We start from the raw sequence: 26,398 nt of genomic DNA on the forward strand, positions 1-26,398 counted from the left end.
GCTATTAGCACTTATGTATGGGCGGTATCCTTGGCAGGTTAGCTACGCATTCCGCTTCGACACCTATCACCGGGCTTATCCCTCATGGATTTGAAACGCATTATAATCCTGATTCCAATCGCCATTCTGGCTTACCTGATGGTGATGCAGTGGAACAAGGACTACCACCAACCGAATAATTCCCAGCAGAATCCAACTGTTGCACAGCAATCTAATGCTCAGCAACAGGCGAATGGTGCCTCGAGCACTGGCGACGGACCTCAAGTACCCGGCTCCGATAATCAGCCAAGTGCGAATGGTGATGCTACCCAGGGTAGCCTGGATAACGCATCCAAAGGCAGTGGTGCTTCATCACTCATTGATGTAAACACCAACGTGCTTCAGCTGCATATCAACCCGGAAGGGGGAGACATTGTTTATGCAGCACTGCCCAAACAGACCAAGTCGCTAAATTCAAATGCGCCTTTTGTTCTGCTGGATAACAGCAAGTCACTTGATTATATTGCTCGCTCGGGAATTCAACTGGGCGGCAAAAGTGACCAACTGCACTTCTCTGCCGATCAGACCGACTACACATTAAGTCCGGATCAAAAACAATTGGTGGTCAACCTGCATACCAGTGTCAACGGTGTTCAGGTCACCAAACGTTTCACGTTGACCAGAGGCTCCTATGCAGTTCGTGTGGATTATCTGCTTAACAACCAAAGTAATGCGCCGATAAATGCGCAATTCGTTGGTGAACTGGCACGTGATCAGTCGCCTGATCCCACTGAATCACACGGTATGGGCGCTCATTCCTACCTCGGCGCGGCGTTCTCTACACCTGATAACCGATACCAGAAGGTCAGCTTTGACGACATTCGTGATCATGATTTCCATAACATGACTGCGAATGGTGGTTGGGTTTCAATTATCCAGCAATATTTCGTTAGCGCCTGGGTGCCCAATGCCAATCAAAGCAACCTGTATTATGGTCGGGTAGACAATGCCAGCCGGACAGTCGCTGGTTTTGCAGGCCCCCAACAACAGATTGCTGCGGGAAGTACAGGCACACTAGGCGCAACACTTTACGTGGGCCCCAAATACCGTGATCAATTGTTGGCGACGGCACCCAATCTACAGCTAACTATCGATTATGGTTGGCTCTGGTTCCTCTCAACACCCTTGTTCTGGCTGCTGTCAAAAATTCACAGCCTGATTGGCAACTGGGGTTGGTCCATCATTTTGCTGACCTGTGTCGTCAAACTGATCCTGCTGCCGCTCTCTGCCAAGGGTTATAAATCCATGGCCAAGATGCGCAAAATGGGCCCGGAAATTCAGCGTATCCGTGAGACATACGGCGATGACCGCCAGAAAGTCTCTCAGGAGATGATGAAGTTCTATCAGAAAGAGAAGATCAACCCGATCGGTGGATGCTTACCGATGGTGATCCAGATGCCGGTCTTTATCGCGCTTTACTGGATGCTGAGAGAATCCGTTGAATTGCGTCATGCGCCCTTCATGCTCTGGATTCATGACCTCTCTGCAATAGATCCATACTTTATTCTGCCTATCATCATGGGTGCGTCCATGTTCCTGCAACAGCAGCTGAACCCTACGCCTCCGGATCCCACGCAGGCGAAGGTCATGAAGATGCTGCCCATCATCTTCACCATCTTCTTTATGTGGTTCCCGGCAGGTCTGGTTCTGTACTGGATCACCAACAACGTGCTTTCAATGGCGCAGCAATATTTCATCACCAAACAGATTGAAAAAGGTGATGCCAGGAAAGCCGTAAAAAAAGCGTAACCATCGCATCGGGATTTCATTACTATAAAATTCCAATGTGAGATTAGCCGGTACCGGGCCACCCCCTATGGTACCGGCTTTTTGCTTTTAAAATTCATTTGCCATTTGATGCTCATGTAGCCCTCAAGGGTAGCATTTCAGGATCGATTACCGTTATGTCAGTACCGCTCAGTTCATTCGATCAGGACACCATCAGTGCACAAGCCACTCCACCGGGCAGAGGTGGCGTCGGGATTGTCAGACTTTCCGGCAGGAAAGTGAGTGAGTTGGCCCACGCCATTCTGGGCTTCGCTCCCAAAGCACGTCACGCACATTATGGTCCCTTTCTGGCAGAAGACGGCAGTGTCATAGATCACGGTATAGCACTCTATTTTCCAGGCCCTCACTCCTTCACAGGGGAAGATGTACTGGAGCTTCAGGCCCATGGTGGGCCAGTCATTATCGACTGGTTGCTTGAACGCACATTGCAACTGGGTGCTCGGCTTGCCCGCCCGGGCGAATTTTCAGAACGCGCTTTCCTTAATGACAAACTGGATCTGGCACAAGCGGAAGCGATCAGTGATCTCATTGAAGCGAGTTCACGTGCAGCAGCATCGAATGCCTTACGCTCCCTTCAAGGAGAGTTTTCAAAACGTATAAGCGCCCTAACTACTGCATTGATCGAACTGCGTGTCTATGTTGAGGCTGCCATTGACTTTCCCGAAGAAGAGATAGACTTTATTGGCGATGGCATTGTGGCTTCACGTCTGCAAAACATTCAGGAGCGGCTTGAAAGTGTAATGGCCTCTGCCGCACAAGGCTCACTGATGCGTGAAGGGATGAGCGTGGTGATTGCCGGCCGCCCCAATGCAGGTAAATCCAGCCTTCTAAACGCGCTCACCGAGCGTGATAGTGCCATTGTGACTGATATTGCAGGAACCACACGGGATGTATTACGTGAGCACATCCATCTGGAGGGTATGCCGCTTCATCTTATTGATACTGCCGGTTTGCGTGATACACCCGATGCTGTAGAGAAAATAGGCGTACAGCGTGCCTGGGATGAGATCGAAAAGGCCGATCGCGTATTGCTGCTGGTGGATGCAACCTCTACAGATTCACTTGATCCACAAGAGATCTGGCCCGAATTCGTGTCACGATTGCCTCATCCGGAGCAATTGACTCTGGTGCGTAACAAGGTAGATTTGAGTGGAGAAGGGAGTGAAAGCAATTTATCCACAACCCCTCCCGTGATCCGAATCTCCGCTCAGCAAGGGCTGGGTGTGGATAACTTGAAAAGCCATCTCAAGAACGTCATGGGTTACAACGCCACTAATGAAGGGCAGTTTTCTGCCCGCCGCAGGCACCTTGAAGCATTGGAACGTGCCAAAGCATCATTGGAAACAGGCGCCCTGCAGCTTAATGAAGGCGGAGCCGGTGAATTACTGGCTGAAGACCTGCGCTCAGCACAACAGGCATTGGGAGAAATTACCGGTGAATTTACGGCCGATGACTTATTGGGTGAAATCTTCGGCAGTTTCTGTATTGGGAAATAAACCTTTTTTCCATCAAGGGGATAAGGGGATAGCTTCCCCTTGATACAGGCAACTACTTCATTATGAATGATGAAGCCGTGTGTTCAGGAGGGCTGCACTTGTCCGTGAACTTTATCAAGAAGCATTGATATTCGTGAAGTAAGCATTCACTTCGTCTCGACAACCTTCCCGATTACCTGTTTCAAATCATGCGCAAACTGACCCGACATACCTTCGTAGAGGGTGTTTGTAAGCGCGACGACACTAACCTCGCGTTCAATATCAACAAACCACGAATGGCCATATACCCCATCCCACCACCATGACCCTGCCGACAAAGGAGAATTTGCCAGATCAGGCGTCCGCAAAATCGCAAATCCCAAACCAAATCCAGCGCCCGGCATACCTGCCAAGGCTTTTCCACCTGTCTGATCCTTTGCCATCTCTTCAATCAATTCCGAAGGCAACAAGTCACCATTATTCAGGCGTAGCGCTTCAAGCAAGTGCAGTACATCAAGCGCAGAGCTGTACATCCCGGCCCCACCGGAGGGAAATGCCTCTTTGTTGAAAATACGACTGGGGCTGAAGGTCACTCCAACCTCTCCATTATCTTCATCAGCGATCCGCTCTCCCTCTTTCAATAAATGGGGAGAAGACACATCATTGACATAGGGGGTAGCAATATCTGAATCAGTATCTGTAGAAAATCCGGTATTATCCATGGACAGAGGATCTGCAACCAGCTCCTTAAAGGCCTCGGGTAGCGTCTTTCCATACACACGCTCTATTAATAAGCCTGCTACATCAATGGCAAGAGAGTAATGCCAGTCTTCACCCGGACTAAAAAGCAAAGGTACTGTTCCCAATCGTTTTATATTTTCTTCCAACGTAATGGTAGCCGCATCCAAACCATCTGAAACTCCGGCATCTGCATAGGGGGTATGCCCCGGTTTTTCATAAAAACCATAGGAAAGGCCGGCCTGGTGGCTAAGCAATTGCCGCAAGGTAATAGAAACACGTGTTCCGTCTTTCAAATGAGGATCAAGCTCGGGTAACCAAGGGTTAATCACATCATCCAACTGAATCTTCTGCTGATTCACAAGTGTCATGACAGCTGCCGTTACCAAAGGCTTGGATACAGAGGCCAGACGAAACAACGTATCGGTCTTCATCTCGCGTTTGGTTTCGCGATCGGCATAACCTGCTGCGCGGTGATAGACCATTTCTCCGTCTATCGCAACCGCTACCACTGTGCCAACCAGTCGTTTGTCATGGAGTGCCGAATCAATAACGGAATCCAGGCTGGAAGAAAGCAAAGGGGAAGCCTTGCCTTCAAATAATGAAAAAAGTGATGACATAACGTGATATCCCGCTAGAGAGAGGTTTCCCCCATCATAACCACATCCAAACAGAAAATCTTGCCACGATCGAAGAGACGTAACCTGACCTTGTAGTTCTACCAAGGCAGTACAAATGTCTACCACATCACTACAACTATCTACCACATCATTACAACTATCTACCTCATCACTACAACTATCCAACACATCACTACAACTAACTATCGCATCATTACAACTATCATGGTGTATAACAGATCGCCTATTAAATTGTTATTTTATCTCAGGAATGAAAATCCTTAACTCTATTTTAACAATATGGCCGTTAATATGTAGATCATCCATATTGTTTGATTTTTTTGATATATAACCACTTGTTTTATTCCGGTATATTATTCGCCAAAATTTATAACTGATTATTTAAAAACAATCCAAATGCACATACATAAAGGCTGAGCAAGCTCTTGGCCGCAGCATCAAAAAGTGAACATGAAGATACTATATTTGATTACCAGCCTGGAGGCCGGAGGTGCTGAATATGCCGTTGCTGATATCGTCAAATCGATTCATTGTCTCGGCCATCAGGTTTATATCACTGCCTGTGAGCCTCGGGATATGGGCGCTGCGACAAGGCTTGAGGAAGAAGGGTTACCCTACGACGTATTATTTAATAAACGCCGCAGCAAGAATCTTGTTTTATTGGCCTTTATCAAGAGGATATTGGCCTTCCGCCCCGATGTAATAATGACCTCGCTGAACCGTGCAACCTTTATTGGGCAAATAGCGGGTAAGCTGACAGGCGTCCCCGTGATCAGTTTCAAGAACAGTACTTTTGCTCAAAAAAATACACGTTTGACGAAAAACATCTCCAAACTATGGATTGGAGATTCCCATACTGTCGTTCAATTTCTGAAGAATGACTTACAAATCCCTGAACATAAAGTCATGAACTGGCCGCTTTATTATTGCAATGAAAAAGCGCCTCAGGCACATGGATGGGATGGTTGCTCAGAATTGCGTCTTGGAAGTCTGGGTCGACTCTGTTCTCAAAAGAATTATTCCGTACTTCTTGAAGGGATTGCCCTATTCCTCGAAAAGCATCCTGAATGGGCTAATCGCTTACGTGTCACTATTCTGGGAGAGGGTGAAACACGTAAAATACTAGAACAACAGAGGGAAGAGTGGGGACTGGAAAAGGTAATCTCTTTACCCGGCCATTCAAATGACATTGAAGAATTTCTTTCTCACCAACACGCCTATCTTCAGCCTTCTCTTTTCGAAGGGATGTGCATCGCCGCTCATGAAGCCATGAATGCAGGTTTACCTCTCATGGCCACCCCTGTGGGTGAACTTACCCATGTCATCAAACACAAACATGTTGGTTTCCTTCTTGAAGGAGATCCTGCTAAAGCGTTGTGTGAGACCCTGGAGAATGTTGTTAATAATCCTGCTCTGCTTGATACGTATGGAAAAAATGCGCTTTCCTATGTACGTGATACTTATAGCAAGCAAGCCTTTCATGGAAGGGCTGAATCAGTTATAAATGCGATAAATAAAATAATGGGAAAAATACAACTTATACCACATGAATAATAAGCTATATATTCTTCGCTCTTGTTTGCACAATTAATGGACTAGATACGGTTCAATACAAAGTAAAAATGTCGCTACCTTTATGTTTAAAGAGAAGCGACATCTTATCGTGTTATTTATATAAATGAGCAACGGCAAGTGGATATTCTTATATATACATATCCTGGTTAAAGTGTAAATATAAGAATTGCGGCAATAACGCAAATAATACCCAGCCATCCTATAGGGCTTAGTTTTTGTCCAAACAGGAGCCGGCCAGCCAAGGCAGTCCCCAAAACCCCTATTCCGCCCCATAAGGCGTAGGCAACAGAGATATCCACGTGGACAACTGCAGCACCGATCAAGCCAAATGAGGCCCAGATCAATACGATGGCCAGCACCCCCCACTTAAGATGGCGAAAGCCTTTGGAATAGGTTAAACAAATATTCGACAGGATATCGAACAATGCTGAACTAACAACAAATACAAGTGCAACAGGATTCATTTACTACCTACCTCTGACCTGAATGGTCATTTGAACAAACACTGGGTTATGCAGATTTCCTTTCGCCCAGCGAAACACACACAATACCAATCACAGCAAGCATCAGACCGACCAACTTCTTAAGAGACAAAGCCTCTTCAAAGAAGAAACATCCAATGGCGGCCAATGCAACCATACCAACCCCTTCCCAGATCGCGTAGGCAATCCCGACAGGGATATGCTTAACTGCGCAAGACAGTAGGTAATATGACGCGGTGATCGTAATACCCATGATCAGATAGCCTAGCCATTCACCTTCACGTGCAGAGTATGTCAACAAGGACGTGCCCATTACTTCCAGCAAAATAGCACCCAGCAGGAAGAAACAGGCTTTTTTACGATGATGTCCAACGCTGCTGATGTTTGTAGATTGGCCTGCCTGGCGAATGTGATTGGTTTGACTTCCCCGGCCATGACTTACAGATTTCAAAATATGATCCATGATACTTTCCTGCATTAATATCCTATGTTAAGGCACAGGTGAGACCGACATGCGTATAGACATTATTTCGTATAGAAATTGTTTTTTGGCACCTGTACAGCTATGGCACTTACATAAATCATGGCAGGTACGCAAAAATACATATTGGCCTTGTAGAGTGAGTTCCATTCAGAGAAATACCCACTCAAGATTCACCTATGCAGAAAGACGGTTTTGATGAAAAGAACAATGGTATAACCACCTCGAATCATCTTTATGCGACAATTATCATCATATTTATCTATAGTTAAAAGATAGATTGTATCGTGTTTATCAATACATAAGAGGGTCGGATGATCTACTCACCGGATTCTTTAGAGGCTTTTGTGGCCGCCGCTCAACAGGGCTCATTCTCGGCCGCCGCACGGCAGCTCAGAAAGACCCAATCCACGATTAGTACGGCTATCGCCAATCTGGAAATTGATCTGGGCAATACGTTGTTCGATAGAAGTGGGCGTTACCCTTCTCTTACGCCATTTGGTAAGGAGATACTGGGTTACGCTCAAGAAATACTGGATGCGCAGGAACGTCTGGCACGTGCAAGTATGCGCCTGTCGTCACCCGCTGAAATACGTCTTACGCTCGCCTCTTCCGATGTTTTCCAGCCAGATCCCAAACGGCGTTTACTGCACAACTTTGCTGCTAGATTCCCGGATATTTCTCTCGAGTGGCTGGATGCAGAGGGTCAAGCTGTCATTGATTACATCAAGGACGGGCGGGCGCAATTGGGGCTTCTTTCCAGAAATGATCATTATCCTGATGATATTCAGGTGGAATCCCTGGGGCACTATAGCGAGCTCAGCATCTATGTTGCCAAAGAGCACCCTCTGGCACAAAAGGACCAGGATGGGAGCGCGCGATTGGCACGCTACCGCAAGCTGCAGGTCAGTACTCAGCTTAATGGAGAAGTACGAGGACCTCTTTGGTCGGCATCCGATTATCTGATGGTGCTCGAAATGGCTGAAGATGGGCTGGGCTGGGCAGAGCTACCGAAAATTCTGGTTGAGCGCTATGGTCGCCGCCGGCTTGTAGAGCTGCAGGTACCTGGGTGGCCACGCCGTGTAAACAGTGATGCAGTTTGGCTAAGGGGAAATCAGTTGGGGCCCGCTGCCTTATGGTGGTTAAAGGCCTTTCAGTATCCACAGTTGAAAGACCCCGAATGGCATTAAGAGAAAGCATGTAATTACGCATATACTGCACTAACGAATACCTCGCGGCGTGGCGAGATAACCAGTAACATGGACGGGATGAAACGCTATAGCCTCGAAAACAACTTTTTCAGCTATAGGTGAATGCTGCAGAATAATGAGCACGCCCAGCGAGGGGCGTTGGAATCGTCAGGGATAACGTTTTATGGATACACCTATGCATTCGGGTAGCAATGAATTACAACAGTCCCGGAGAGCCGAAGGTAGTGCAACAAGCACAACGCCTCCAACCCGTTTGCGTTCATTTTTTCGTCTGCTTATTGCGCTTGTCCTCTTGATAGGAGGCCTCGTTCTAGCGATAGGTGGATTCCGACTGCTTCTACTGGGCGGCTCCCTCTATTATCTGGTGGCAGGAAGCGCTTATATACTCGGTGCAATACTGCTCTTCTTCCGCCTGCGCATCAGCGCACATTGGGCAATTCTTACTTTCATTGGCACATTTGCCTGGAGCCTTTACGATTCGCCGTCCCTGTCATACTGGAATCTGGTGCCACGTTTGGGAATTCCTGCATTATTGATGTTACTAACGTTATGGTGCACTGCTTATTTACCTAAAGTAGGCAAGGTATGGCGTAGCATTCAGCTAGGGGTCAGCTTACTGACCTTTATTGCCCTGGGAGCTACCTTCGGCGCCTCTTTCTATCCTCATGAGCAGTTTCGTGCCCCCGGGAAGATTCCGGACCTATCGCTCCTCCCGGACCAAAGCCCCAACTGGACGAGCTATGGCCGAGATGCCGATGGGACGCGCTTTTCACCTTCAACCCAAATTACGCCGAAAAACATTCAACACTTGAAAGTCGCGTGGGTGTATCACACCGGCCGTTCGTTAGCAGAAAACCATACGGGAACGGATGAAAATACCCCCTTACAGGTGGGTGATACTCTCTATGCTTGTACGCCTGAGCATAGTGTTACAGCCATCAGGGGAGATACAGGCGTGCCCTTATGGCGTTATGACCCACATTCAGCAATTTCACCTCAGGACAGGTGCCGTAGTGTCGCCTATTACGATATAGCGCAGGATCAAAGCCTGAGTCCCGAACAGAAAGCTGCCTATTCTTTAAAGCAATGCCGGCGTCGTATTCTGGTCACCACCGCTGATGGGCATCTGATCGCGTTGGATGCGGCTTCTGGCAAGCCATGCAGTCACTTTGGGCAAAATGGGATCGTGTCTCTTCAGGATACATCACAAGAGGCAAATCCCGGTGAGAATTCACCACACCAGGAAGCGCTCTACTCCCCTAGTGCCTCCCCCGTTGTGGCAGGTCATCTGGTCATTTTGGGCGGCTGGAAATATTCGCAAGGCAGCAGGATGCCGACAGGGAGTGTACGTGCCTATGATGCGATCACCGGTCAACAAGCCTGGGCCTGGAATATAGGCGACAACTCATCTTCGCGTACAAACACGCGTACACCCATCCCTGTTAGCAAAGCGCCCGAATTGAAATACACACTGGCGACGCCAAGTGTATGGGCTACGCCAACCTACGATAGTACTGAACATCTGATCTTTGTGCCCACAGGGAGCACCCCCCATGGCTATGTGGGCAATGCCTCATCGGATACCCATGATCAATACAGTACTGCTATCGTGGCGCTGGATGCGAATACCGGGCAGGTTCGTTGGAAATATCAAACCGTTCACCATGATTTATGGGGATATGACTTACCTTCCCAACCCGTGTTGGCGTACGTGAACAACGATGAGGGCCAATCCGTACAAGCGCTTATCCAAACCACTCGGACGGGCAATATCTTTGTATTGGACCCCGTCACGGGTCAGCCCATTACCGAGGTAGATGAACAACAAGCGCCCAATGCTCCTCATGCCAACGGGGTTGCCCTTGCCTCCACACAACCCTATTCGACAGGGATGCCCAGGATTGGTGCAACAACACTTAGTGAAAACAGTATGTGGGGGCTAACTCCATTTGATCAGATGGCATGCCGTATTCAATATAAACAATCCAGTTATCAAGGGGATTTCACGCCCCCTATGGCATCACGTCCTTACATTGAATATCCGGGCATTTATGGTGGCATGAATTGGGGGGGGATATCGATTGATCCCACACACCGGCTGATGTTTGTTAATGATATTCGTGAGGCCACGCAATTACAGTTGGTGCAGCATAAAAGTAAAGATCAGGAAGATGGCGGCATTGAACGAGTATTCGCAAGATACCTTCAATCACCGTTGGGTGTACCCTGTATTGCACCCCCTTTCGGAACATTGAGTGCCATCAACCTGAATACCCACAAATTAGTGTGGCAGACTCCCATGGGGTCCGTTCAGGATAGTGGCCTTCTGGGCATAAAAACCCATTTGAATATTCCTGTGGGAATGCCTACAAGCGGCGGCCCAACCGCAACGGCAGGAGGGCTCGTGTTCTTTGCTGGTTCCAGAGACTATTATCTAAGAGCCATTGATGAAAAAAGTGGCCGGGTCATATGGAAAACACGCCTGCCAGAAGGCGCAACGGCCGCACCACTAGTGTATACATCGCCGACGACCGGTAAGGAATATGTGGTGATTTCAGCCGGGGGTGCACCTCGTTCGGCCCAGAGTGGGGATGCCATCATTGCCTATGCGTTACCGGATCGTTCAGCCCATTAACCTTTCTAAATGAAGACAGTGGGAGAGCCTGTTGAAACCGATGAAAGCTTCCGGTGTATCTCCCGCATGACCGTCAGGATGTTCACATAATGGCGCATACTCTACTCGAACGCATCCTTATTACCAATGACGATGGCTTGGATGCACCCGGACTCGAAATATTGAAAAGGGCTGCCGAATCCCTGGCGGAAGAAGTATGGGTAGTAGCCCCAGCTACGGATCAAAGCGGTGTCGCGACCAGTATCAGCTTGCAGTCGCCATTACGAATTGATCATAAAGGGGAACGCTGTTACGCCGTCTCCGGAACACCAACCGATTGTGTTGCCGTGGCCGTACGCCACCTGATGAAAGAAACGCCGCCCGATCTGGTGCTTTCGGGCATTAACCGAGGAGCTAACGTAGGGGCAGAAACCTCTTACTCCGGTACCATCGGGGGGGCTTTGGCTGCGTTAGTCCTCAAAATGCCTGCGATGGCGCTCAGCCAGGCATTCACGGATAACCAGGCTGTGCCCTGGGAAACCGCACAGACATTCGCTGCCGATACCATCGCACAGCTTTACCGGCAAGGTTGGCCAGCAGACGTTGTTTTGAATGTGAACTTTCCCGATGTATCTGTACCCCACGTGAAGCCTTTGTCAGTGACCCGGCAAGGGGCAGGTGCATTGGAGGATATCAACGTGATTGAGCGTGTCGATGCCCGTAACCGCCCGTATTTCTGGCTAAAAATCCAACGTACTGCCCGGGAAAATGATACATCAAGTGAAACCCATCAACTCGAACAGGGTCATATTACTGTTTCACCCATCGGTTTTGACCGGACCAATGCAGAGGCATGGGCTTCACTAAGGACATCATTGGAAGGGTGATGGCCCTCGTAATAGCGCCGCGGGGTATCCACATTACGGCCATATTTCGTTACCCTAAAGGGATTAAACTATAGAATGCCGATATCCTGACCGTTTTGAGTACAAATGTGTTATCGCTATTCATTGAATCACTCACTCATTTTTATAACCTGACAAGAGTAATCATGTTGACTACTTCGCTTCGTAAAACTCTCGCCATTGCGGGTTTGAGCACTCTGGCAGCGCTGCCTCTACACTCTTTTGCAAGCAGCTTCACGCCTGACCAACAGCAGGAAATCGGTCAGATTGCTTCAACATATATCACCAAACATCCTGAAGTGCTTCAGCAGGCCAGTCAAAATCTTCAACAGCAGCAACAGGAACAGCAGATGCAAAATCTGCAGCAACAGACGCTGGCACATGTTGACGAGCTGATTCATGACAAGGCAACGCCTACCGTTGGCCCCGCCAATGCCAAAGTCTCTGTTGTTGAGTTCTTTGACTATCAGTGCATGTACTGTTCACACACAGCCCCCCAGATCGAAGCCGTTATGAAGGCACATCCTGAAGTACGTTACGTCTTCAAGGAGTTCCCGATCTTTGGCAACCAGTGGGAGGCCTCGACTCAAGCCGCAGAAACCGGTTTGACAGTCTTCAAGGATAAAGGGGCCAAGGCTTATCTCCGTTACCACAACGGTATTTATGCCACTGGCAAGGACGAAGGCAAATTGCAGGACAGTGATATCCAGCGTGTTGCCGAGCGCGTGGGCGTAACGCGCCATGACGTGGACGCGAATCGCTCCGCAGCCGATGCATGGATTAACGACACCATGACGCTTGCACAGAATCTCGGCATTATGGGAACACCCACACTGATGGTCATGCCAACGCATGGGGCTAACGCCAGTAACACCACGGTTATTCCCGGTGCGACCAGTAGTCAGACATTGAGTGCAGCCATTGCCAAAGCGGCCAAGTAACTGCTTGTATCGATAAAGGCATGTCGACAAAAGGGGGAAGCCATTGGCTTCCCCCTTTTGGTATGCATATCTCGCAAAGAGTCACTCTGTCCTGAGTTATAGCCACATAGAAAGCCAATTCCAGCAATAAATAAGAATGATTATTATTTTGAATTCTGGTAGGGTATCAGCCTCCTTCATTCCATACTATCCATTGCTGTCCGCAGGAGCCGTAACATGGCTGGCACTCGCCCATATCGACTATTCGATGTCGTGCTTACCAAAAGAGAGCAAGTTTCCCCCTCATTGGTTCGACTCACTTTTAGCGGAGATGAGCTTGATCAGGCAACAAGCCTGGCAGCAGATCAATTCATCAAGCTGTTTTTCCCGCTTGAAGGACGTGCTGCCCCTAAAATTGCGGAAATCTTCGGCAACGATGAAGATTGGTATGCAACGTATCGCAAGTGTCCGAAAGATCAGCGTCCAGCCATGCGGACCTATACTATTCGTGAACTGCGCAGGGAGCAAAAAGAGCTGGATGTCGAGTTTGTTCTGCATGGGTTAAATGGACCGGCATCGCGTTGGGCAACAACGGCCGAGATAGGCGATGGGCTCTCTCTGTGTGCGCCCAATAGTGCCTATATGGGTGAGATCAGAGGATTCGAATGGAAACCACCCGTCACGCCCGAAGACATTATTCTTATTGCGGATGAAACCGCGCTCCCGGCAGCCGTGGGCATTATGGAAGAGCTCGATAAAAATTCTGCCAGGCCACGGGTTCGTGCGCTATTGGAGACTCCGCTCAAAGCCGATATTCGCGCATTACCGAAGTGGATAGATGCCATGTGGCTACCCCGCGAAGGAACCGATGCCAAACATGGTGAACGCCTGAAACAAACACTCGCGTCTTTGCCTTTGCCGCCACAGGTTTGCAATATCGAAGAGATGATGGGGGATCAGGATATCGATCTCGACAAACAGATTCTCTGGGAACCCGGCAATCCAACAAAACAGGATCACTTCTACGTCTGGTTGGCCTCCGAATCTCGGGCATGTCTGGATATGCGTCGTTACCTGATCAATGAGCGCTGTGTACCCAAGCGTGTGATCAGTTCGATGGGCTACTGGCGTGAAGGCAAGAGTGTATCCTGATATACGGTAGAACTCTCTCCGTGCCCATAAACTGTCCTGTTCTCTAAAAGAACCCGACACGTTTTTATTAGTTGAGTTATTATGTCTGCTTCATTGCAGGCATAAGCAATATCGACTTTATCGTCTCTGTCTGCCTTGTCTTAAAAATAATAACGTCCAACACTTCACTGTCATTTCAATCAGTTAATCATTTCAGTGCGTTCACGTACGCATGTCATGAAGACATCGACAATAAGCGATTGAGACAGAAACAACAGTAGAGGCCCTCATGTCGCTGTGGCAGCTTTTGCGAGAATTCCTGAACCGTCATCGAGTCACGTATGGGTTGGCGATTGTCTCACTTTTTAGTGTGAGTTTACTGAACATGGTGGTGCCATGGTGGATAGGCCGTACGGTAGACGCGGTTTCCCGGCATCAGATCACGGCTCATCAGCTATTGATGAGCGCACTCCTTATTGCGTTGGTAGGACTCATTATTTATGGCCTTCGCTATACCTGGCGGCGTTTACTGTTTGGTACCGCTTACCGGCTGGGTGTCGAATTACGCTCTCGTTTTTACGCTAAATTGTTGCGTCTGAGCCCTGATTTTTATCAGGATCATCTGAGTGGAGACCTATTGGCGCGCGCGACTCAAGACATTGATGCGGTGGAAAATGCGGCCAGTGAAGGGGTGCTCACCAGTATCGATGGTACGTTAACGCTGATCCTTGTTCTTATCATGATGTTCTTTGTGGTGGATGTACCTCTCACCATCATTGCAGTACTGCCTTTCCCATTTCTGGCCTGGTATTTTCACCGAGTCGCCAAACGGGTCCAGAAAAATTTCACGACTGCACTTAACCGTTTTTCGCGTTTGAGTGAACGCAGTCAGGAAGCCATTGCCGGTATTCGTACCCTTAAAACGCATGCGCTGGTGGATGCTGAAGTTAAAGATTTTCATACGCATACCCGTGCCACTGCGGAGGCTAACTTTCAGGTTTCCCGCATGGAGGCTCGTTTTGGGCCTGCAGTCTTCCTTGCTTTGGGGCTTGCCATGCTGCTGACACTAGGGATCGGTTCCATTCGTTATGAATCCGGTGCCATTACCATAGGCGGGTTGACCAGTTTCACGTTGTATCTGGTCGAACTGATCTGGCCCATGTTTGCAATAGGCTGGTGCCTGAACCTTCTACAGCGAGGTGAGGCAGGCGCAAGGCGGTTGGGAGAGGTATTCAATGCCCATGAAGCCATAGAAGATAATGGAACACTGGCCGCACCCCATACCACCGATATTCACTTCAGTATCGAACGCTTTCGCTACCCCAATACTGAACGTGATGTACTCCATAATATCGATTTGAGCTTACTCAGCGGCAAAACGCTGGGTATTGTCGGTGCCACAGGAAGCGGCAAAAGTACGCTGATCAAGCTGTTATTGCGCCAATATCCGCTGAAGCATGGCGACATTACACTGGATAACCATTCCATCAATGACTATCCACTGGAAACACTTCGCCACTGTTTTGCCTATGTACCTCAGGATGCTTTCCTGTTCTCTGCGACGCTGGCAGATAATCTACGTATTGGTGACCCCGATGCTGACAATGCCACCTTGGATAAAACATTGGATGAAGCCGCATTTAGCCATGACATTCAGGCCCTTCCCGATGGGTTGGAAAGCATGATTGGTGAACGCGGTGTTACGCTCTCTGGTGGGCAACGTCAGCGTGTTGCACTGGCACGTGCGCTACTTCGAAAAGCACCGGTTCTACTTCTTGATGACACCTTGTCAGCCGTTGACTACACCACGGAAAAACGTTTGCTAAAAACCCTGAACAGGGAACGTGGCTCACGTTCGATGCTGATTATCAGCCACCGACTTTCAGCGATTGCTGCAGCGGATGAAATTGTTGTTCTCGAAAAAGGTCGCATTGAGGAACGGGGTACCCATGCTGAGTTGCTTGCAGCCGGCGGACACTATGCCGAACTCTGGTCACAGCAATCTTCCCGACAACCGGTTGATTCTCCAGAGGAGAAAACATCGCCTCTTGTTAAGCCAACATCATCGGAGATGAAATATGACTGAGCATCTTCGACAGACATCCTCGACGACAGACACACCCCCTTCGACACCGAATCCCATCAGTGTGAAGGCTCTATTGCTGGAGCCGCTCATGAAGCGGCCCAAACAGGCTGCCATTGCGTTTTCATTGCTGATTCTCGCGACGTTATGCGATGTCGTCGGCCCCTGGCTCACGCAGTATTATCTGGATCATCAGCTCGTTCCCCATCACTTCGATGCAAAACCGCTGATTTTCCTCGTTGTGGCCTATTTGCTAACGCAGGTCGTCGCAGCTACTTGCCGCTATCTACAAACCATTCGCTTTGCTCATATTTCGACACGGGCTATTCAGGAAATTCGCAACCGCGTATTTGAGCATCTGTTGCGGCTGCCACAAAGCCGTATAGATGCGACGCCATTGGGTGAATTGACCAACCGCGTCACCAGCGATACCGATGCTCTTCAAGAGTTCTATTTGGGCTTTCTGTCATCGGTAGTACAGAACGTCATCCTGTTGGTGGGCATTATTATTGCGATGCTGCTCATCGATTTGCGCTTGGCACTGATTGCATTGTTGATTGTGCCGATTGGTATTCTGCTGATTGTGCTTTATAAAAAGCTCGCTCATCCGGCGGTCACCGCTGTGCGTCGGCTACGTGCAAAGCAAAGCGCACAATTAAATGAAGCGATTCAGGGCATGACGGTCATTCAGGCTTTTTCACAAGGCCAACGTTTTCAAAAACGTTTTGATTCTGTGGGCAAGGAGCAGTACCGCGAGCGTATTCGTATCGTTATCATGGGCGGCCTGTTACTCCGCTCGGCCATCAACTTCCTGACTATTCTACTCATGGCAGGGTTAATATATGGGTATGGTATCACTCACATCAGTGTGGGCGATCAGGCCATCGGGATCGGGGTACTGTATGCGTTCATCAAGTATCTGGATCGTGTGGCAGAGCCCTTGATCGATATTTCGCAACGCTTTTCACTATTCCAAAGGGCCAGTGTTGCAGCCACACGGCTCCTGGAGTTACTGAATTCTCCGGAAGAAGAGGCTGGGCACGATACCAGGCCGATCAACGATATCAATATTGAATTAAATGATGTGCGTTTCCGGCATGATGGCGCATCCCACGATACTCTCAAAGGATTGGATCTTACGATTAAGCCCGGTACTTTTGTTGGTATTGTAGGCGCTACGGGTAGCGGGAAATCAACGCTGCTGGATTTGTTAAGTGGATTGAAACGGACTTCGCAGGGAGAATTGTTGATTGATGGTCGTCCTCTGGCCTCCATCGAGCGGACAACATTAAGCGATAAGATTGCCGTCGTACCGCAGGAGCCTTTCATGCGCTCCACCACACTTCGTGACAATCTGCTCTTGGGAACACAGGCTTCCGACCCTCAATTGGAAAAGGCCATTCACGCTGCGCGTTTAAATACGCTGATTGAACGTCTACCCGACGGGCTGGATACTCGCCTCGGTGAACGCGGGCTGACACTCTCCAGTGGTGAGCGGCAATTACTGGCATTGGCACGCGCGCTATTGCGACAGCCAAAGATTCTTCTTCTCGATGAAGCTACCGCCAGTATCGATAGCACCACGGAAACCGAGCTAAGTGAGGCGCTGAATGCACTTCGTGGACAAGTAACCCTGATCGTCGTGGCACATCGATTGGCAACGATTGCCGAAGCAGACCTTATTGTCGTAATGGCAGATGGCCGCATTATAGAACGTGGTTCTCATGAGGTATTGCTTGGAAACACTCAGGGAGCCTACCATGCCCTTTGGAACAATGCTTTGCAAAATGAAGGCGAAAGCATTGAGTCTTGAGCTTATATCAATCGAGTATTCACGCAATAACATTCATCATCGAATGTAAAAAACATGTTTCTAGGCTATGCTAGTCATAATGTCTTACGGCAAAATGGTAAGAACACTCTTTTTAGGGAAGCAAGCGGCGGCCATAACGCGTCGGTTGTGCTCCTCCGATATCAACATCTGAGCGCTAGCGCATGAGTTTACCACCGCACACCACCAAAACGGCACGCGTTCACGTGTGTTCCGAGTGTGACTTCGTATCGCTTGTGCCACCCCTTGACCCGGGTGAGCGCGCTAGATGCCCGCGTTGTGCCCATACGCTGTCGACTCACTTGCGGAAACGTTTCAGCCGGCCGGTCGCGTATGCGATTTCATCCGCTATTCTGGCCTTGATTTCCCTTTATTATCCGTTTATTTCCTTCAATTCCCATGGCATCACCAAGATCCTGGAATTACCAGACGCATTAAGCACACCCACCACCTTCGGCTACCCTTTTTTGACGTTCTGCTTCTTTCTTGGGGTGATTTTATTTCCGTTGGTTTATCTTGGGTTGATCATCTATATCAACCTTGGCGTAGCCCTGCGTCGTAATGTACCTGGTGGGCTCTATCTTACCAAATGTCTTTCAACCATGACGCCCTGGGTAATGTCCGATATTTTTATCATTGGTACCCTGGTCGCTCTGATCAAGATAATGTCACTGGCACAAATAGGACTGGGGCCCGCCTTTGTCACTTTTTGCGGCTTTGCCGTTCTGCTTATTGGAACTACACAGAGTCTGGATCTGGATGGGTTGTATTCCTACTTTTGCGGTCATGAAAGAATGCCTTTGCCTATGGTCGGTAAAAGTGGCATTTCCCAGGGGTTTACCGGTTGCCCATGTTGTGGACAACCCACGCAGGTCAATACCAAAGGCAAAGGTGTTTGCCCACGCTGCAGACATCACGTTACACAACGCAAGCCCCGTAGCGTACAAGTCACATTAGCGCTGGTATTGACGGCAGGGCTTTTCTATATCCCTTCCATGGCATTTCCCGTCATGTACATCAATCAGATAGGGCAGAACAGTGCACAGACCGTTATCGGAGGGGTGTTACTACTTCTCTCGATGGGCGATTACCCAGTGGCCGCCGTAATTTTTGTGGCCAGTATTATGGTACCTGTTATCAAAGTAGTCTCTCTCTTGTGGCTATGTCGTAAAACAAAACAACCTTATCCGACGCGTTTACATAAACGCATGAAGATGTACAGGATCGTTGAATTTATTGGTCGTTGGTCCATGATCGACGTCTTCGTGGTCACAATTTTGACGACAATCGTTCAAGTCGATAATCTCATGCAGGTAGTACCGGGCCACGGCATCGTTTTCTTCGCCCTGGTAGTCATCATCACCATGATCGCAGCACAACGCTTTGACCCCCGTTTATTATGGGATGCAGTGGATCACAATGCGCAGGATACACCACAGCACCCCTCACGGTATTCTCCCGTAGACTCGCTGGAGTCCGGCACCATTTTCAAGCATATTGACCCAAAACAGGATTTTTCACGATGAGTGATGATGCCCCAAAATCGCGTATTCGGCGCATCAGCGACTATATTTCGCCAGTCTGGTTTGTTCCACTGGTTGCTGCGCTGATTGGCTTATGGATGGTAATTCACTCGTATAGTGAACGGGGCCCGTTGATTACGCTCGTCAGTAGTAATGCTGACAGTATAGAGGCGGGTACCAAGATACGAGTGCGTAATGTAGTGATGGGGCAGGTGCAGTCTATCGGCCTGTCCGGGGATGCTTCGCACGCAATTATCAAGGCGCGGATGAGCAATGAAGCCGCGCATCTCTTGGGCGATAAAACACAATTCTGGGTAGTCAGACCCCGTATCGGTCGTGACGGTATCAGTGGTCTAAGCACTGTATTATCAGGTGCCTATATCCAGATGTTACCCGACAGCAGTGGCGATGAAACCAAGACTTCTTTCAATATTCTGGATAACCCCCCCATTGCGCCTGCTGATGCGGCCGGTTTGAGAATCAGTCTGAACAGTTCCGACGGAAATTCCATTTCCGTGGGCGATCCGGTTGTTTATCGGGGATACACTGTTGGACGCGTTGAAGCCTCAAACTTCAATGTACATGACAGGCTCGCACATTACGAACTCTATATCTTCAAACGTTACCGTTCACTGGTCACCACCAATACCCATTTCTGGGTCACTTCCGGAGTTGGTTTCAACATTACGTCTGCCGGCGTCTCGATGCAGTTGGGTTCACTCGAAACATTGGTAAATGGCGGTATCACCTTTGATGTCACACCGGGTGTAGATCCGGGACAACAAGCTCAGAATGATGCCAATTACCGTCTATTCCCCAACCAGGATGAAGCTGAACAGGGCAGCTATAGCCCCTATATTCCGTACGTGCTGATGGTAAGCGATTCCATTCGTGGATTGACTGTAGGCGCACCGGTTGAATACAAGGGTGTGCGCATGGGGACAGTCGTGGCAATGCCTTGGCACATTACTGATATGGCCAAGTATCATACGAACGGCTTCCGGATCCCAATCCTGATTCACATCGAACCTCAACGCCTACAACCCATCGTAACGCATGATGATCTGGAAAAATGGCATCAGATGATGGATCAGTGGCAGAAAAATGGCATGAGAGCATCTCTCGCAACAGCTAGCCTGGTCACGGGTGCACTGTATGTGGATATGGATTTTGTGGACAAGGATGCAGCCAAAAAATCACTGCCGGTTCTCAAGGACTTCAACGGTGTTCAGGTCTTCCCGACCACTGAAGGTGGCTTTGGACAGGTAGCAGGCAAGGTTTCTACCTTGCTCGACAAGATCAATAACCTGAACATGAGCGGTATCGTGAACAATCTGGATCAAAACCTGGTCAATTCGAATCAGGTACTGGTTCAGGTGAAACAGCTGAGTCAGAGCATCAATTCAATGCTGAGTGATCCAGCAACACGGTCAATATCCTCTGATGTGCGCGCTACGCTACAGCGTCTGAACAAGACATTGGAAGGCTTTGGACCACAGGCGCCAGCCTATAACGAGCTGATGGCCACGACACAGCAGCTGCAGCAATTGTTGCGTAACTTGCAGCCAGCCGTGCGCGCAGTCAGCAATAAACCGAATTCGCTGATCTTCAATCGCTCAGGCGCAGGTGATCCAGAACCGAGGGCAGAATAATGAAGACAATCACTATGAATGGTTGGATGAAAGCAGCAACGACCGCATCACTATTGGCTGTATTGGCCGGATGTGGTGGAGGCTCTGCAGGGCTGCATTACTATAACCTGCCGAACCTCCAGCAGCCCTCAAACTATATTACGTCAGCCGGAGCCACAAGAAACCCTGTCGCAATCAGCATTTCACCGGTTCAGCTATCCAGTTTTCTGGATGGCACCGGCATCGTGTATCAATTGAGTCCGGTCGAATTTAACGAAGCACAGCTCAATCTTTGGGCCAATGATATTTCCGATCAGCTGACCTCAACATTGGCACACACACTCCAACAGGGAGCCGGCGCATATAGCGTGCTGCCTGAAGGTGCAGATGTATCAAGGGCAGACCATTTGAATGTTCAACTGGATCGCTTCCAGGGTCGCTATGATGGTATGGCCGTCGTACACGGCAGCTATCAGCTCTTCGATCCGGATCAGCATTTGATACTTCAGGGACCTATCAATCAAACAGTCGGATTGGATCATGATGGTTATCCGGCATTGGTCACCGCTTTAAGCAAAGCATGGCAACAGGCAGGTGATACCCTTTCTGATCGATTGAGTTCACACTTTCGTGAGCAGGCGACTCATGAACAGGCTGATACAGGCTCTCTTTCTTCTACTGGAAAGTAATAACTTAAAAGTAGAGAAATGACTGAAAAGTAGCGAAATCTGTCGGTGGCCGTTTAGTTAACATCCAGATAACCACATGTCTACGATGGGGGAAAACATGCGAGTGCTAGTCATTGGAGCAGGCGGTAAGATAGGTCAACGTATCGTCAGTCAATTGAAAGCAAATCCTCGTCATACACCGGTTGCACAGGTCCGCCATATGGAACAGGTGGAAAGCTTCCTCCAACAAGGTATTGAAACGCGTCAGGTGGACCTGGAAGATACGGTTAGTGCGTTGGCAAAGGCCATGGAAGGTATCGATGCCATTGTATTTACTGCGGGATCAGGCGGCAGAACAGGTTATGACAAAACGCTGCTGATTGATCTGGATGGTGCCATTAAAAGCATGGAGGCTGCTGAACAAGTAAATATCAAGCGCTATGTCATGGTAAGTGCACTTCGCTCAAATAATCGTGAAAAGTGGCATACGATTCAGCCCTATTTTGCTGCCAAATATTATGCAGACAAAGCCTTGATGAACAGCCGACTGGATTACACCATACTACGTCCGGGGACGCTCACCGACGACGCGGGTACAGGCAAAGTATCCATTGAGTTCGTAGAAGGTGGGCAGACTCACATTACACGTGATGATGTCGCTTCCTTTGCCGTGGCAACACTCACTGCAGAACACACCATTGGAAAGGCCATCGATCTGGTGCAAGGGGATGTTCCAATCAACCAAGTGCTAGCCCATCTCCTATAGGCTTATTCGTTCATGGGTTCTTTCATTAAGAGGCCCTTTCTCCCCATTCATCGACGATGAAATGCGATGAACGTTCGATAAAACTATCGACTATTCAGGGATTAACCAACTCGTTGTAGTATGACCTTTATATAACGTCGAAAGAGCCTCAAGGCTTTGCGCCAGTACCGCGTCCATTTGCCAGGGTGGATTGAATACCAACATACCTGAGCCGTACATCCCACGCCCTTCTTCTGGACTGCGATACACCAGCTCACTGCGTAATACTTTCCGCAAGGGTAGATTTTTGACCTGCTCGAAAAGCTGTTCGTGACGCCCTTCTGGCAACAGGGGATACCATATTGCAACAACGGCATGGCGTACCTTGGCGGCGATTCTACCCAATGCGTTTGCAACCAGCGTGTAATCGCTTTTGATTTCGTAGGAAGGGTCGATCAATACGCAAAGGCGGGGTGTAGCAACAGGTAAATGCGAAATCAGTCCCTCAATGCCATCACCAAAATGTCGCCGAACACCCGCCGGTAACGAATCCATACCCTCCAAATGCGCGTGTTCCCCGGGATGCAGTTCATAAAGCTCTACCCGGTCCCCAGACCGCATTCCATTGGCTAACCACCACGGTGAACCGGGATAGCATGTTAATTGCCCATCGGGATTGAGACGAGCAAGTGCCTGCAACCAATCAGACAAAAGAGGGTCTTGGGAAAATTCTGCCCTGTGCTGCCACAGTGGCAATATCCCTTCACGAAACTCCCCACCCCGTTGGGTCTCATTGGCATTTAACGGATAAATGCCCCTTCCGGCATGAGTATCTGCCCAGGTGATAGCCGACTTTTTCTGTGTCAGACGAGCCTGAAGAGCAAACAACGTGAGATGTTTGTGAACGTCCGCAATATTGCCAGCGTGATAGGCATGTTGGTAGGCAAGCAAGTCAGAACCTCGGAGGCAGATGCCCCAATAAAAATGGGCAAATAAAGACAATAAACAACAAAGGACAACTTCACCCTGCCAAAGTGGGCGAAATTGCCACGGATTCCACCATTTTACACGGTTTCCGTACAGAACGGGCCATGGTGCTGCTCATGGGTAATGCTTATCCCAACACCATGGCTGCCCCCGGAAGGCTCATCAAGAATACCCTGTTATGGACAGAAACCTGTCCTGATACACCGCTTAGTAGGGAACCAATTGGCCCGGCGTCGACTGACCCGGAGCAGACTGCCCTGGTGACGACTGCGACGGTGTAGACTGGCTACCCGCAGAGGATTGCGTAGGCTGGTATTGCTGCGGGGTTATTTGACCCTGTACTACCTGACCGGGGTAATGGGGAGGTATCAGAGTAATAGTCACACGGCGGTTTTTCGCACGCCCCTGAGCAGTAGCATTGGTGGCCACATAATTCGAAGCACCATGGCCTTCCATGGTCAAACGGGAGAAATCAAGGCCGCCTCTGGCCAGATAATCTCCTACCGAATGGGCTCTTAGTTCGGAAAGTTGCTTGTTGTACGCAGCTGCGCCGGTAGAGTCCGTATATCCATCAATGTGAATACCGGTATCAGGAAAATCACGAAGCACGTTGATAACATTATCCAGCACCGGTTTTACGCCATTGGAGAGGGTGCTGACATTGGTGCCAAAAAGCAGAGAGTTGGGCATACTCAATTGCAGGGTATCCGCCGTGCGAATCAATTGCGTACCTGTCCCCGCAAGCTGAGGCTGCAAGCGTTTGGTTTGGGCATCCAGTTGTTGCGAGACTGAAGGCTGGTAGTGCCCTGCGGCACCATTGGTCGTAACAACATCAGCAGCCATGGCGGGTGAAACAATCGCTGGTAAAGCCAAGGTTACGCAACTCAACATAACGGTAGTCGGGATAACACCCCACCGTGATATTCTTTTCTTCATCCTGAGATCCTCTCTCCTGATTCTTTCTAGCTAATGTGATTCGGGATGTACCATGAGTTTTACTCTAAACAACATAACCCAGTCATGACGACCATAAAGCATGGCACAGTACAGATAGGACACACGACATTTTACAAAGTAGCGTTTTCGCACAAGGCGAGTAAATCATTAAGAAAAAGCAGCCCTTTTTCACTGGCCTGTATACGATCAGGTGTATCCACCAATAAACCCCGCTGGCGTGCCAAAGACGTTTGATCCATGTACTTCTTTAGGGATAGACCTGTATTCACCGGCCAGAGTTCCGCAGGCACACCCTCTACCAGACGTAATGTATTAAGGAGAAATTCAAGACCGATTTCAGAGGGGTCTATTTCCTTTTTTCCTGCCAGAAATCCACGCGGATCTGTAACACGTTGCAGATAGGACTGTGGTTGCCGACTTTTCCAACGCCGCTCAACCATGAGTTGCCCTTGAGCATCCCGATGGCTTAGTTTTCCATGCGCCCCGGCGCCGATCCCCAAATAATCACCAAAACGCCAATAGTTCAGGTTGTGCCTTGCCCTGCGCGTTTTATGACTGGCATAAGCGGATATTTCATAGCGACTGAAGCCTGCTTCTTCCAGTAACTGGTGCCCTGCTTCCTGAATATCATAAAGGATATCTTCATTCGGCAGGACAGGCGGCCTGGAATAAAAGGTCGTGTTGGGCTCCAGAGTAAGCTGATACCAGGAGATATGTTCCGGTGACAAATCAAGCGCTTGCTGAATATCGGCCAACGCCTCTTCCTGCTGTTGGTCTGGCAATCCATGCATCAAATCAAGGTTGATATTATCGAAACCTGCTGTACGCGCGGCAGTAATGGCACGAATGGCATCTGCGCCGGAATGGATACGCCCCAACACTTCAAGATGGCGATCATTGAAGCTCTGAATACCCAATGAGAGCCGGTTGATTCCTGCCTTTCTGAAACCTTCAAATCGTTTCTGTTCAAAAGTCCCCGGATTTGCCTCCAGGGTAATTTCAATATCCTCAGCGAAAGGCAGACGTTCTTCTATTGCAGGCAACAATCGCTGGTATGCTGATTCCGAGAGGAGGCTGGGCGTCCCCCCGCCGATGAAAATACTGGTGAGTGGACGAACAGCAACATGCGCCAAATCCTGCTCAAGATCCTGAATCAGAGCGGATATATAAGCTTCTTCCGGAACAGCCTCATGACCAATGCCATGCGAATTGAAATCACAATAGGGGCACTTGCGGACACACCACGGCACGTGAATGTATAAAGAAAGCGGTGGCAAGTTACCCTCGTAATTCATCAGGCATCCTTCAGTGCTTCAACGAGTGCAGCTACCGCGCGGCCTCTGTGGCTCAACCTGTTTTTTTCGCTGGCGGGAAGTTCAGCGGCGCTTACACCCTGTTCAGGAATCCAAAACAGGGGATCATAGCCAAAGCCACCTTCTCCCCTGGGATGGGACAGAATATCACCGCGCCATTCACGCTGAATAACCAATGGGGAAGGATCTTCTGCATGACGCAGATAAACCAATGCACACCAGTATTTCGCTTGACGCTTCCCTTCCGGTATATCGGCCAATGCCGCCAATAATTTAGCATTGTTGGCTTCATCGTCAGAAGGCTCGCCTGCATAGCGCGCAGAGTAGATACCCGGCTCGCCATTCAAGGCGTCTACAACCAACCCCGAATCATCCGCCAATGCAGGTAAGCCACTGGCACGGGCAGCAGCGCGCGCCTTGATTAGCGCGTTTTCAACGAAGGTTAATCCCGTCTCTTCAACATCAGAAACCCCATGATCCGCTTGTGAGGAAAGATGGTAACCAAGGGGAGACAATAGCTCGTTAAATTCATTCAGTTTGCCGGCATTACCACTGGCAAGCACCCATTCGCGTATCGCCATCCAAATTCTTCCTTAAAACCTGAGTATCCATTCAAAAAGCGCTGCCTGGACTCTGAACAGCCTCGAATGTACTTACAAG

At 49.2% G+C, this 26,398-nt stretch carries 21 protein-coding genes; 14 read left to right on the top strand and 7 right to left on the bottom strand.

Translation table 11 applies throughout. The features are described from left to right. Positions 1-84 precede the first annotated feature (84 nt). Together yidC and mnmE are read left to right on the top strand one after the other, a co-directional pair. Positions 85-1,788 carry a membrane protein insertase YidC gene (gene yidC / locus LMG33818_RS08255; protein ID WP_442322897.1) on the top strand — a complete coding sequence of 568 codons (1,704 nt, stop codon included), beginning with the start codon at positions 85-87 and terminating at the stop codon, positions 1,786-1,788. A gap of 155 nt (positions 1,789-1,943) precedes the next feature. Further along, complete coding sequence (gene mnmE / locus LMG33818_RS08260) at positions 1,944-3,323, top strand: tRNA uridine-5-carboxymethylaminomethyl(34) synthesis GTPase MnmE (protein ID WP_442322898.1); 1,380 nt, start codon at positions 1,944-1,946, stop codon at positions 3,321-3,323. Positions 3,324-3,469: 146 nt separating this feature from the next. Here mnmE and LMG33818_RS08265 read toward each other — a convergent pair whose 3' ends face one another. Continuing rightward, complete coding sequence (locus LMG33818_RS08265; RefSeq protein WP_442322899.1) at positions 3,470-4,660, bottom strand: serine hydrolase domain-containing protein; 1,191 nt, start codon at positions 4,658-4,660, stop codon at positions 3,470-3,472. A 471-nt stretch (positions 4,661-5,131) separates the two neighbouring features. Between LMG33818_RS08265 and LMG33818_RS08270 the strand changes: the two genes are divergently transcribed. Next, positions 5,132-6,235 carry a glycosyltransferase gene (locus tag LMG33818_RS08270; RefSeq protein WP_442322900.1) on the top strand — a complete coding sequence of 368 codons (1,104 nt, stop codon included), beginning with the start codon at positions 5,132-5,134 and terminating at the stop codon, positions 6,233-6,235. Positions 6,236-6,402: 167 nt separating this feature from the next. On the opposite strand, the gene LMG33818_RS08275 is transcribed toward LMG33818_RS08270, so the two are convergent. Both LMG33818_RS08275 and LMG33818_RS08280 read right to left on the bottom strand, forming a co-directional pair. After that, on the bottom strand, positions 6,403-6,720 hold the full coding sequence (locus tag LMG33818_RS08275; RefSeq protein ID WP_442322901.1) for an SMR family transporter: 318 nt from the start codon (positions 6,718-6,720) through the stop codon (positions 6,403-6,405). Positions 6,721-6,766: 46 nt separating this feature from the next. Next, positions 6,767-7,201, bottom strand: a complete 435-nt coding sequence (locus LMG33818_RS08280; protein WP_442322902.1) for a DMT family transporter — start codon at positions 7,199-7,201, stop codon at positions 6,767-6,769. Positions 7,202-7,533: 332 nt separating this feature from the next. Between LMG33818_RS08280 and LMG33818_RS08285 the strand changes: the two genes are divergently transcribed. The 11 genes from LMG33818_RS08285 to LMG33818_RS08335 all read left to right on the top strand — a co-directional run bounded on the left by LMG33818_RS08285 (position 7,534) and on the right by LMG33818_RS08335 (position 22,502). Then, the gene (locus LMG33818_RS08285) at positions 7,534-8,409 is read left to right on the top strand and encodes a LysR family transcriptional regulator (protein WP_442322903.1); all 876 of its coding nucleotides are present in this window, start codon (positions 7,534-7,536) and stop codon (positions 8,407-8,409) included. Positions 8,410-8,593: 184 nt separating this feature from the next. Then, a complete protein-coding gene (locus LMG33818_RS08290; RefSeq protein WP_442322904.1) occupies positions 8,594-11,065 on the top strand; it encodes an outer membrane protein assembly factor BamB family protein in 2,472 nt (823 codons plus the stop codon). Between the two features lie 89 nt (positions 11,066-11,154). After that, on the top strand, positions 11,155-11,931 hold the full coding sequence (gene surE, locus LMG33818_RS08295) for a 5'/3'-nucleotidase SurE (protein WP_442322905.1): 777 nt from the start codon (positions 11,155-11,157) through the stop codon (positions 11,929-11,931). Positions 11,932-12,095: 164 nt separating this feature from the next. Next, the gene (locus LMG33818_RS08300) at positions 12,096-12,890 is read left to right on the top strand and encodes a DsbA family protein (RefSeq protein ID WP_442322906.1); all 795 of its coding nucleotides are present in this window, start codon (positions 12,096-12,098) and stop codon (positions 12,888-12,890) included. 216 nt (positions 12,891-13,106) lie between these two features. Beyond that, the gene (locus LMG33818_RS08305; protein ID WP_442322907.1) at positions 13,107-14,021 is read left to right on the top strand and encodes a siderophore-interacting protein; all 915 of its coding nucleotides are present in this window, start codon (positions 13,107-13,109) and stop codon (positions 14,019-14,021) included. Positions 14,022-14,289: 268 nt separating this feature from the next. Continuing rightward, positions 14,290-16,086 (top strand): ABC transporter ATP-binding protein, encoded by a 1,797-nt coding sequence (locus LMG33818_RS08310; RefSeq protein ID WP_442322908.1) that lies wholly within the window; start codon positions 14,290-14,292, stop codon positions 16,084-16,086. After that, a complete protein-coding gene (locus tag LMG33818_RS08315; RefSeq protein WP_442322909.1) occupies positions 16,079-17,896 on the top strand; it encodes an ABC transporter ATP-binding protein in 1,818 nt (605 codons plus the stop codon). The genes LMG33818_RS08310 and LMG33818_RS08315 overlap by 8 nt, the downstream gene beginning before the upstream one ends. 182 nt (positions 17,897-18,078) lie before the next feature. Continuing rightward, complete coding sequence (locus LMG33818_RS08320) at positions 18,079-19,440, top strand: PqiA/YebS family transporter subunit (protein WP_442322910.1); 1,362 nt, start codon at positions 18,079-18,081, stop codon at positions 19,438-19,440. Continuing rightward, on the top strand, positions 19,437-21,089 hold the full coding sequence (gene pqiB, locus LMG33818_RS08325) for an intermembrane transport protein PqiB (protein WP_442322911.1): 1,653 nt from the start codon (positions 19,437-19,439) through the stop codon (positions 21,087-21,089). Before LMG33818_RS08320 ends, pqiB begins: the two co-directional genes overlap by 4 nt. Further along, positions 21,089-21,757, top strand: a complete 669-nt coding sequence (locus LMG33818_RS08330) for a PqiC family protein (protein WP_442322912.1) — start codon at positions 21,089-21,091, stop codon at positions 21,755-21,757. Before pqiB ends, LMG33818_RS08330 begins: the two co-directional genes overlap by 1 nt. A 76-nt stretch (positions 21,758-21,833) precedes the next feature. Further along, positions 21,834-22,502, top strand: a complete 669-nt coding sequence (locus LMG33818_RS08335; RefSeq protein WP_442322913.1) for an SDR family oxidoreductase — start codon at positions 21,834-21,836, stop codon at positions 22,500-22,502. Positions 22,503-22,592: 90 nt separating this feature from the next. On the opposite strand, the gene LMG33818_RS08340 is transcribed toward LMG33818_RS08335, so the two are convergent. The 4 genes from LMG33818_RS08340 to rdgB form a co-directional block, all read right to left on the bottom strand. Then, on the bottom strand, positions 22,593-23,432 hold the full coding sequence (locus LMG33818_RS08340; protein WP_442322914.1) for a 23S rRNA (adenine(2030)-N(6))-methyltransferase RlmJ: 840 nt from the start codon (positions 23,430-23,432) through the stop codon (positions 22,593-22,595). Positions 23,433-23,675: 243 nt separating this feature from the next. Next, positions 23,676-24,404, bottom strand: a complete 729-nt coding sequence (locus LMG33818_RS08345; protein ID WP_442322915.1) for an OmpA family protein — start codon at positions 24,402-24,404, stop codon at positions 23,676-23,678. 131 nt (positions 24,405-24,535) lie between these two features. Beyond that, a complete protein-coding gene (hemW, locus tag LMG33818_RS08350) occupies positions 24,536-25,720 on the bottom strand; it encodes a radical SAM family heme chaperone HemW (RefSeq protein WP_442322916.1) in 1,185 nt (394 codons plus the stop codon). Continuing rightward, positions 25,720-26,319: an RdgB/HAM1 family non-canonical purine NTP pyrophosphatase gene (rdgB, locus tag LMG33818_RS08355; RefSeq protein ID WP_442322917.1), complete on the bottom strand. Its 600-nt coding sequence runs from the start codon at positions 26,317-26,319 to the stop codon at positions 25,720-25,722. Before rdgB ends, hemW begins: the two co-directional genes overlap by 1 nt. Positions 26,320-26,398 lie beyond the last annotated feature (79 nt).

The sequence above is a fragment of the Cernens ardua genome (genome assembly GCF_051251085.1).
GTDB lineage: Bacteria > Pseudomonadota > Gammaproteobacteria > Pseudomonadales > Halomonadaceae > Cernens > Cernens ardua.

What these genes read in the sequence shown, in the direction of transcription:
- mnmE (WP_442322898.1), top strand. Translation starts at nt 1,944, where the DNA reads ATGTCAGTACCGCTCAGTTCATTCGATCAGGACACCATCAGTGCACAA.
- LMG33818_RS08315 (WP_442322909.1), top strand. Translation starts at nt 16,079, where the DNA reads ATGACTGAGCATCTTCGACAGACATCCTCGACGACAGACACACCCCCT.
- hemW (WP_442322916.1), bottom strand. Translation starts at nt 25,720, where the DNA reads ATGAATTACGAGGGTAACTTGCCACCGCTTTCTTTATACATTCACGTG.
- LMG33818_RS08270 (WP_442322900.1), top strand. Translation starts at nt 5,132, where the DNA reads ATGAAGATACTATATTTGATTACCAGCCTGGAGGCCGGAGGTGCTGAA.
- rdgB (WP_442322917.1), bottom strand. Translation starts at nt 26,319, where the DNA reads ATGGCGATACGCGAATGGGTGCTTGCCAGTGGTAATGCCGGCAAACTG.
- LMG33818_RS08305 (WP_442322907.1), top strand. Translation starts at nt 13,107, where the DNA reads ATGGCTGGCACTCGCCCATATCGACTATTCGATGTCGTGCTTACCAAA.
- pqiB (WP_442322911.1), top strand. Translation starts at nt 19,437, where the DNA reads ATGAGTGATGATGCCCCAAAATCGCGTATTCGGCGCATCAGCGACTAT.
- LMG33818_RS08330 (WP_442322912.1), top strand. Translation starts at nt 21,089, where the DNA reads ATGAAGACAATCACTATGAATGGTTGGATGAAAGCAGCAACGACCGCA.
- yidC (WP_442322897.1), top strand. Translation starts at nt 85, where the DNA reads ATGGATTTGAAACGCATTATAATCCTGATTCCAATCGCCATTCTGGCT.
- LMG33818_RS08280 (WP_442322902.1), bottom strand. Translation starts at nt 7,201, where the DNA reads ATGGATCATATTTTGAAATCTGTAAGTCATGGCCGGGGAAGTCAAACC.
- LMG33818_RS08310 (WP_442322908.1), top strand. Translation starts at nt 14,290, where the DNA reads ATGTCGCTGTGGCAGCTTTTGCGAGAATTCCTGAACCGTCATCGAGTC.
- LMG33818_RS08335 (WP_442322913.1), top strand. Translation starts at nt 21,834, where the DNA reads ATGTCTACGATGGGGGAAAACATGCGAGTGCTAGTCATTGGAGCAGGC.
- LMG33818_RS08275 (WP_442322901.1), bottom strand. Translation starts at nt 6,720, where the DNA reads ATGAATCCTGTTGCACTTGTATTTGTTGTTAGTTCAGCATTGTTCGAT.
- LMG33818_RS08300 (WP_442322906.1), top strand. Translation starts at nt 12,096, where the DNA reads ATGTTGACTACTTCGCTTCGTAAAACTCTCGCCATTGCGGGTTTGAGC.
- surE (WP_442322905.1), top strand. Translation starts at nt 11,155, where the DNA reads ATGGCGCATACTCTACTCGAACGCATCCTTATTACCAATGACGATGGC.
- LMG33818_RS08290 (WP_442322904.1), top strand. Translation starts at nt 8,594, where the DNA reads ATGGATACACCTATGCATTCGGGTAGCAATGAATTACAACAGTCCCGG.
- LMG33818_RS08320 (WP_442322910.1), top strand. Translation starts at nt 18,079, where the DNA reads ATGAGTTTACCACCGCACACCACCAAAACGGCACGCGTTCACGTGTGT.
- LMG33818_RS08285 (WP_442322903.1), top strand. Translation starts at nt 7,534, where the DNA reads ATGATCTACTCACCGGATTCTTTAGAGGCTTTTGTGGCCGCCGCTCAA.
- LMG33818_RS08265 (WP_442322899.1), bottom strand. Translation starts at nt 4,660, where the DNA reads ATGTCATCACTTTTTTCATTATTTGAAGGCAAGGCTTCCCCTTTGCTT.
- LMG33818_RS08345 (WP_442322915.1), bottom strand. Translation starts at nt 24,404, where the DNA reads ATGAAGAAAAGAATATCACGGTGGGGTGTTATCCCGACTACCGTTATG.